Origin of the sequence: Flavihumibacter sp. (assembly GCF_036676075.1) — a bacterium.
In the GTDB taxonomy this organism is placed as follows: domain Bacteria; phylum Bacteroidota; class Bacteroidia; order Chitinophagales; family Chitinophagaceae; genus Flavihumibacter.
In genome coordinates this window covers 1-2687 of record NZ_JAKFDQ010000012.1, presented here as the reverse complement: position 1 = coordinate 2687, position 2687 = coordinate 1, and the positions used below count along the sequence as shown (strand labels likewise).

The 2687-nt window shown below is 45.5% G+C and carries 1 pseudogene; it reads right to left on the bottom strand.

Annotation, left to right across the window (positions count from 1 at the left end):
* Positions 1 to 2687 (bottom strand): annotated as a pseudogene (locus V6M43_RS14705) (hypothetical protein); the annotation flags it as partial.

Here is a 2687-nt window from a genome sequence, read left to right as displayed (position 1 = left end):
GACAAGAATAGGAAATTATTACAAGCCCAGTGCCTCCGACACCTTTTGTACCAGACCATCTTCCTCCGCCTCCACCTGGAGGATTTCCATTTTCGCCATTAGCTCCTCCACTTCCACCTAATGGTCCTCCTCCATCTCCTCCATTATTTCCACTTGCATTACTTCCGTTTGCACCTGAGAATCGAGGGTCATATGTTCCTCCAGTGCCAGAAGAGCCACCGTTTCCGCCATTGGCATAAACTAAGCTATTTCCTAATTGATCTGCTATATTGGAATCGCGCGTTACATAGGTTACTCCTCCATTTCCATTCTTTGGACCACCACTTCCTACAATAGTACTCAATGGTTCTCCCGGAGTTACGGGGATGTTTTCCCGGATGGAATAGGCCCCGCCCCCAGCACCTCCATTATCTCCTCCTCCACCAGCTCCATAGACTTCAATCGTTATAGAATATACATTTGCTGGCACAAAAAAGGTGCTACTTGAATCAAAGACAGCGGAGCATACCCCAAAATAAGTGGCGGGAGGGTCTGGCAAAGTTACGGTACAAACGTCAGTAGACTTTTTTATGCTTAAAATTTGAACAACATAAGTATCATCCACGCTATTAATAGGGATGGTATTAAAACTTCCTTTTCCATTTGTTACTGTTACTGTTACAGGACCAAAAGGATAAAATGATCCAGAACCCTGGGCTATTTGGTACCCCACTTCGTAAGTGCCGTTTGATAAAATGGTTGGATCTCCATTTATAGTGATTGTAGCTGTACCTCCTATCGTGGTAGCTGATACCGATGAGACGGAAGTTAAAACATAATCCGGCGTCACATCTATTGTCCCCGTAGCTTGAAGCCCGTTAATACAGTTTCCCGTCAGAGGGATACTGTAGCTAAATAGCCCTGTTGTTGTGGCAGTTCCGGAGAACTCAATCTCCCCAGTTAAAGAATTGAATGTCGCAGAAATCCCCGGAGGTAACCCATTGGCACCGGCTACACCGTCATTTGCAATACTTGTTACCCCGGTGGTGGGCTGAGTAAATGGAGATAAGGCCGGGCTGCTGATGCAAACACTGGGATAGACTACAGATGGAGCAGAAACAGTAGCAACTGGATTCACGGTAATGATCCCGGTAGCATTGATTGCTCCGCAACCTCCGGTAAGAGGGATGGTATAATTAAATGTTCCTGATTGAGAAGGAGTACCGGAAATGGTAATCACATTTCCCGCCCAAGCGGCAGCAACACCGGTAGGCAATCCGGTTGGGGCTCCAATTCCAGTTGCCCCCGTGGTAGAATGGGTGATATCAGGAATAGCAGTATTAATACAAACCACAGGAGTGGAAGATGCAGAAGTCACCGTGTTGTTTGGGGTCACAATGAATGCACCGGAAACGTTTGAGGTGAGGTCCGGACCACAACCTCCTGTACTTGATACCTCAACATAATAATATAAAGGTGCAGGACCTACTACATTGGATGGAGGAGTAAATGAATTAGTATTAGCACCGGAGATGACGCTTCCGCCAGAATTAGAACTGGTGGTATTACTATACCATTGGTAGTTCAAAGAGCCTGTACCTGAAGCATTCACAGAAATAGGTGAAAATGGCCCATTCCCTTCGCAAATCGTGGCACCAGTTAAGTTTTCGCTATCAATGGAGGTTAGGGGATTTACCGTAAATGCGCCGGATACTGCTGTTGGCACTGTTCCGCAATCACTATTGGCGACAGCATAATAATAAGTTGTTCCGACTGTTCCTGCAGGAGGAGTATAAGATGAGGATGTTTCTGTAGGGATTATTGTACCCCCAGAATTGGAAGCACTCGAATTACTGTACCATTGATAGCTAACCGTTCCCTCGCCAACCGCACTTACCGAAATCGCAGTGAATGAATCTCCAAGACAAATAATCTGAGGAGTCGTAGATGGATTTTGAGAAATCGTGGTAATTGGTGGATTAACGGTAAATAACCCTGAAACATCCGAGGTCAATATTCCACAACTGCCAGTGACGATCACATAGTAGTAAGCTGTTCCTTCTGAACTAGACGGGGGAGTGAATGTTGCAGAGTTAGCTCCGCTTACAGGTGTTCCTCCGGAATTTGAATTAGAAGAATTGCTATACCATTGATACGTAAGATTAGCCCCATCAGCTGAAACAGAAATAGAGGTGAATCCATCTCCAAAGCATTCTACTTGATCCGAAGTGTCAGGTTGGCTAGTAATTGCAGTATTTTCATATACCGTAAACTCACCAGAGATGGAGGAATTTATAGGGGCACCGCAATCACTTGAAGCTACAACATAGTAATAAATGGTTCCAACAACTCCTGACGGCGGAGTAAAAGTTGTAGAGGTTGCTCCAGAAATCAAAGTTCCTCCCGAGTTAGAATTTGTAGTATTACTAAACCATTGATAGGTAAGAGTTCCAGTCCCCGAAGCAGTTACAGAAATTGAGGAGAATGGTCCTGCCCCGTCACAAATAGTTTGACCTGAAAGACTCTCAGAGTCAATGGAAGTATTAGGCGTGACGGTGATGGTTCCGGTAGCGTTGATTGCTCCGCAACCTCCAGTCAATGGAATTGAATAATTGAATGTTCCTGCCTGGGTTGGGGTCCCCGAAATAGTAATCACATTTCCTGCCCAAGTAGCACTCAATCCGGCAGGAAGGCCATTTGCTCCGGAC